Annotated in this window: 4 protein-coding genes; all 4 read left to right on the forward strand. The window is 46.1% G+C overall.

Annotated elements, in window-relative coordinates; all coding sequences use genetic code 11:
• A partial coding sequence (locus tag IM496_RS17315; protein WP_287662707.1) for a DUF4351 domain-containing protein occupies window positions 1-586 on the forward strand: 586 nt, incomplete at its 5' end.
• A gap of 277 nt (window positions 587-863) precedes the next feature.
• Entirely contained in the window at window positions 864-2942 is a 2079-nt protein-coding gene (glgX, locus tag IM496_RS17320; RefSeq protein WP_287662709.1) for a glycogen debranching protein GlgX, read from the forward strand.
• 115 nt (window positions 2943-3057) lie between these two features.
• A complete protein-coding gene (locus IM496_RS17325; protein WP_287662710.1) occupies window positions 3058-3819 on the forward strand; it encodes a DUF3887 domain-containing protein in 762 nt (253 codons plus the stop codon).
• Between the two features lie 46 nt (window positions 3820-3865).
• Complete coding sequence (eno, locus tag IM496_RS17330) at window positions 3866-5164, forward strand: phosphopyruvate hydratase (RefSeq protein ID WP_104395892.1); 1299 nt, start codon at window positions 3866-3868, stop codon at window positions 5162-5164.
• The last annotated feature ends 703 nt before the right edge of the window (window positions 5165-5867 follow it).

A 5867-nucleotide genomic window follows, 5' to 3' on the forward strand; every position in this document is an offset into this window, starting at 1 on the left:
AATTATAACTGCTTTTTCCGCTCTCAATCATCCAGATTGGGGAGAAGGAATTTATTTTTTACCTCCAGCATTAACCACAGCCATTATTGTCCTGCATCAATTACCTGAAACCCCTGAAACCCTTTGGTTAAGATTATTAGGTAGAGGAGGAACCAGAAGCAGAGCGATTGATGAATTAGAGGCCTTGTCTCCTAGTCATCCTTTTAAATCAGCTGCCTTAAAATTATTATACAATTTGAGTAGAAACTTGCAAGCCTTACCAAAAAGAACCCAGGAGGAGAGTAAATTTATTATGCGTTTAGCCCCTTTATACGAACAAGATAGAGAAAAAGCTATTCAACAAGGAGAAGCTATCGGACTTCAAAAAGGCAGAATCGAAGGCATTCAAGAAGGAGAAGCTATCGGACTTCAAAAAGGAGAAGCCAACCTAGTGCTACGCTTACTTAAACGACGTTTTGGTGAACTTCCCCCGCATATCACCGAAACTATCCAAAAACTAACCGTAGAACAATTAGAAGACTTAGGAGAAGCATTACTAGACTTTGAGAGTCAAGCTGACTTAATTAATTGGCTTAATCAAGCCTAAAATCTTCGGTAAAGGTCATTTAAAACTCCTATATTTTTTTCTTGATTGCTCGGAAAATTGAGAGCTTTATTGAACGGGGCAAGGTCTTAGAAATTAATCACACCATCTCCATTAAAATCTGGCGTTGCTAATTTGAGTTCTGAATCTTCTTAGGTGAGATTTTTAAAACCTGCACCCCAACTAACTTTTGGCTGCGATACACAGTTAGCATTCATACCTTGATTCAACAACGCCGAATAATCTTATACTACTCCTAATCACTTCTTATCTCTTGACAATGACCTTAGAAACCGATCACGGTAAAAGCCATCCCGTCGGGGCAACTGTCTTGGCCGATGGTGTCAACTTCTCACTATTTTCTAAGTATGCTACTGCGATCGAATTATTATTATTTGATGATGCTAATTCTCCCGTACCTAGCCAGACTATTCTCCTCACCCCGCAAACAAACCGCACCTTTTTCTATTGGCATATTTTCGTTCACGGCATTGGAGTCGGTCAAGTGTATGCTTATCGAGTCTATGGTCCGGATAATCCGGCCCAGGGTCATCGCTTCGATCCTGATAAAGTAGTTCTCGATCCCTATGCGAAAGCGATTGTCGGTGCGGAAATTTATGATCGGCAAGCTGCCAGCGAAAAAGGCGATAATTGTCATCGAGCTTTGCGGGGTCTGGTAGTGGATACGGGCCGCTACGATTGGGAAGATGACAAACCGCTACGCACTCCCTACTCTGCCAGTTTTATCTACGAAATGCACGTCGGCGGCTTTACTCGCAACCCGAATTCTGGCGTTAGCGAGGAAAAAAGAGGTACTTTTGCGGGATTAATCGAAAAAATACCCTATTTGAAAAACCTAGGCATTACTGCCGTGGAATTGTTACCGATTCATTACTTTGATCCCGCTGCCGCTATGCCGGGGTTAACTAACTATTGGGGTTATAGCACGATCGGCTTTTTTGCGCCCCATGCTGGTTACAGTAGCGATCGCTCACCCCTGGGTCCTTTGAATGAATTTCGGGATCTGGTGAAAGCTTTACACAAAGCGGGGATCGAAGTGATTCTCGATGTGGTTTTCAATCATACCGCCGAGGGGGACGAAACCGGGCCGACTCTTTCCTTGAAAGGTATCGATAATCGCACCTACTATATCCTCGATGCGGTCGATAAAAGCCTCTATAGCAACTATACCGGCTGTGGTAACACCCTCAAGGGTAGTCATCCCATTGTCGGCAAAATGATTCTCGATTGTTTGCGCTATTGGGTGTCGGAAATGCACGTGGATGGTTTTCGCTTTGACCTGGCGGCCGTATTATCGCGCAATGTGGACGGGGAACCGATCCTGCAAAAAGGTTATAACATGATCTGGGCGATCGAATCGGATCCGGTCTTAGCTGGGACAAAATTAATCGCCGAAGCTTGGGACGCAGCAGGATTGTATAGTGTCGGTCAATTTGTTGAATTTGCCGATTGGTTTTCCGAGTGGAATGGTCCTTTTCGCGATGATGTGCGCGCTTTTGTCCGGGGAGATACCGGCATAGTCAGCAAATTAGCGGCGCGGATTTTAGGAAGCCCCGACATATACCACAGACCTGACAACGATGTCAATAGAAGTATAAATTTTGTTACCTGTCACGATGGCTTTACCCTTAACGATCTAGTTTCCTACGACGAGAAACACAACGAGGCTAACGGCGAGAAGAATCGGGACGGTTGCAACGATAATTTTAGCTGGAATTGTGGGATAGAAGGGGAAACCAATAACGAGGCGATTAAAACCCTGCGACTGCAACAAATAAAAAATCTCTTAACGATCCTGTTCATTTCCCAAGGAACACCTATGCTGTTGATGGGGGACGAAGTGCGACGCACCCAAAAGGGCAACAATAACGCCTATTGTCAGGATAACCAGTTAAGTTGGTTCGATTGGAGTGCGGTAGAGCAAGAGTTCGATCTTTGGTGTTTCGTAAGGAGACTGATCGATTTTAATAAAAAATTAGCTCTTTTCCGTCAAGAAAAATTGCTAGAAGTCACCTATACCAGTCTCGAACCCCATCTGAGTTGGCATGGCGTACAGTTGAGTAAACCCGATTGGTCGGAAGATTCCCGCAGTTTAGCTTTTTCCCTGCGTCATCCTAAGGCAAACGAGTATTTACACATTATGCTGAACGCTTACTGGGAATCTCTCGACTTCCAGTTACCCCCCCTATTCCCAGAGGAAAAATGGCATCGTGTCATCGATACTGCTGGGCAATTGTCCGAGGCAGCCTGTGATTTAGATGCCGCCGTCGCTATTGAATCGGAAACCTATCGGGTGCAAGCGCGTTCGGCGGTAGTTTTAATCGTTAAACCAGTATAACAAGGGGAGAGATATTACCCGATCGAGCGATCTTGAATGCTTTAACTAATGAACAATGGCATCAATTCAATCGTCAAGTCGAAAAACGTTATTTATTTGCGGAGCAATAGCTGAAATGATGCGGCTTTCATTAGCGAAACGGGTATCGATTCTCTCTTTGTGTTTAATTGGTTTTTCCCTGCCTTGGACCCCGTTCAGCGTTTCACCAGTACAGGCGAACCCAGAACCGAATGCGATCGCTCTTGGTGATCCCGTTCGGGAAGAAAAGCAAGCTCGGCAGTTAGTAGAATGGTTGGGGGCTAAACAATACGACAAGGTGATTGCAGCTTTGTCACCCCAACTAAAACCCCTCTGGACTGCCGAAAAACTGCAAAAAGTCTGGGAAAGCCAAGTAACTGACCATACTGGACCGTTTAAGCGCATTGTCAAAAGCAAGGTACTTGATGCTATCAATGCCAATCTGGTGATTGTCACCGTTGAATTTGAGAAAGTTACCGAAGATGTGACAGTTACCTTTAACCGGGCTGGTCAGATAGTTGCCGCAGATTTTCCCGAATTTCGCAGTATTTCTGAGATTGGCACCGCTTTTGTCATGGCCTTGGCCAATAAAGACTACGGCCTGGCCCGAGGCTATCTACACCCTTTCCTGAAAGCTGAGGTTTTCCCCACCAGAGTACAAGGCGCTTGGGAAAATTTACTTAAGCGTACCGGCCCCGTGCGTCGGATCGTGGGAACTCAGGTCAGAAAAGGTTCGGATACGGACGGTGTGGATCTGGTGTTGGTGACGATTCAATTTGAAAAACTGACGGATACTTTAATCCTCGTTTTTGATGATCAAAAGCAGATTGTCAACGTGGATTTCCCTTTAGGCAATTAGTAATCAGCCGAAATTACCCCGTAAATTGAGTTGGAGACGATAAGTTATGTTAGATAAAATCGAAGTTCCCATCGAAGCGATCGCAGCTAGGGAGATTCTAGATTCCCGCGGCCGTCCCACGATCGAAGCGGAAGTGCTGTTAGAATCGGGGGCGCTCGGTTTGGCCCAGGTTCCCAGTGGTGCTTCTACGGGTAGTTTTGAAGCCCACGAATTGCGCGACGATGATCCCCAGCGTTACGGTGGTAAGGGTGTCCTAAAAGCGGTTCGCAATGTCCACGAAAAAATTGTCCCGGTTTTGGAGGGGATGAATGCTTTCGACCAAGCTAGTATCGATTTAGCTATGATCGATCGCGATGGCACGGCCAATAAACGAGAATTAGGGGCTAATGCTATCCTAGCTGTCTCTCTGGCTACGGCCAAAGCGGCGGCGGCGGATCTGGGCTTGCCTCTCTATCGTTATCTCGGCGGTCCGATGGCCAATGTACTACCCGTCCCGATGATGAACGTGATCAATGGTGGTTCTCACGCTGATAATAACGTCGATTTTCAGGAGTTTATGATCTTCCCCATCGGGGCCGATTCTTTTAAGGAAGGTTTGCGTTGGGGAGCGGAAGTATTCGCCGCTTTGGGTAAGGCCTTACACGAACGCAAATTACTGACCGGTGTGGGCGATGAGGGCGGTTATGCTCCTAATTTGGCTTCAAATCAGGAAGCTTTGGATATTTTAATCGAATCGATCGAACGTGCTGGTTATAAACCGGGGTCGGAGGTGGCTTTAGCTATGGATGTGGCCGCCAGTGAATTCTATAAGGACGGTCAATACATCTACGATGGTTCGGCCCATTCTCCGGCCGAAATGGTGGACTTTTTGGCCAGTTTAGTTGATCGCTATCCGATTATTTCTATTGAAGACGGTTTACACGAGGAAGATTGGGATAACTGGAAATTATTGACCGATAAACTGGGGGCGCGGATTCAGTTGGTGGGCGATGATTTGATGGTGACTAATCCCATCCGTCTGCAAAAAGCGATCGATCTGGGTATTGCTAACTCGATCCTGATTAAACTCAATCAGATCGGTTCTTTGACGGAAACCCTACAAACGATCGCCCTGGCCACTCGTCACGGTTATCGTTCTGTAATTAGTCATCGCTCTGGAGAAACGGAAGACACCACGATCGCAGATCTAGCGGTGGCCACTAATGCCGGACAGATTAAAACCGGTTCTCTCAGTCGCAGTGAACGGGTGGCTAAGTATAATCGCTTATTACGCATCGAAGAGGAATTGGGCGATCGGGCGGTGTACGCGCCGAAAGTCGGTTTGGGTCCAAAATTCTTGGCCTAAAATTTGCAAAAAGTCTTGCAGTGATCGAAAAAGGGTGTTATAGTAAAGGTACTGATAACTGATAACTGGTCACTGACTATTGTGGTACTTCGCTGAAACCTTTTTCGGCGAAGTATTTATTTGTGGCCTTTTTTTTGCACCAAGCTATGATTTTTGGATCAAAGGTGTTATAGTAAAGGTACTGATAACTGATAACTGGTCACTGACTATTGTGGTACTTCGCTGAAACCTTTTTCGGCGAAGTATTTATTTAGGGTTTGCTGAAAAAGTTTGTTGGTGGGGTTAGGAGTCAGGAGATAGGAGTCAGGAGATAGGAGATAGGAGACAGGTTTTGGGGGTTGGGGTTTTGGGGTTTTGGGGTTTTAGTTCAATTTCCCCACTTCCCCACCTCCCCAATTCATAATTTCCACTCCCCCTACACCCCACACCCTACACCCCACACCCTGCCCCCAGGAAAAACTTTTTGCCGCAAACCCTATTTAAGCTCAGTTCGGGTTAAACAGAGGGGGATAAAGCCCATTCCATGGTCAAGCTGAACTTATCGGGCGTTGTCGCCGTCAGCGCTAGCCTGCATTATTCACCAACTGGCAAAAACCTGATTGTGAGGACATCTCAAAAAACAGACTGTTTTTCAGCCAGATCGCTAGATGAACTTCTTGCCAAGGCTTTCGAGGATTTTCCAAAGTCTTCATGAATAATGCAG

Source organism: Microcystis sp. M049S2 (assembly GCF_020245625.1).
GTDB classification, from domain to species: Bacteria; Cyanobacteriota; Cyanobacteriia; order Cyanobacteriales; family Microcystaceae; genus Microcystis; species Microcystis ichthyoblabe_A.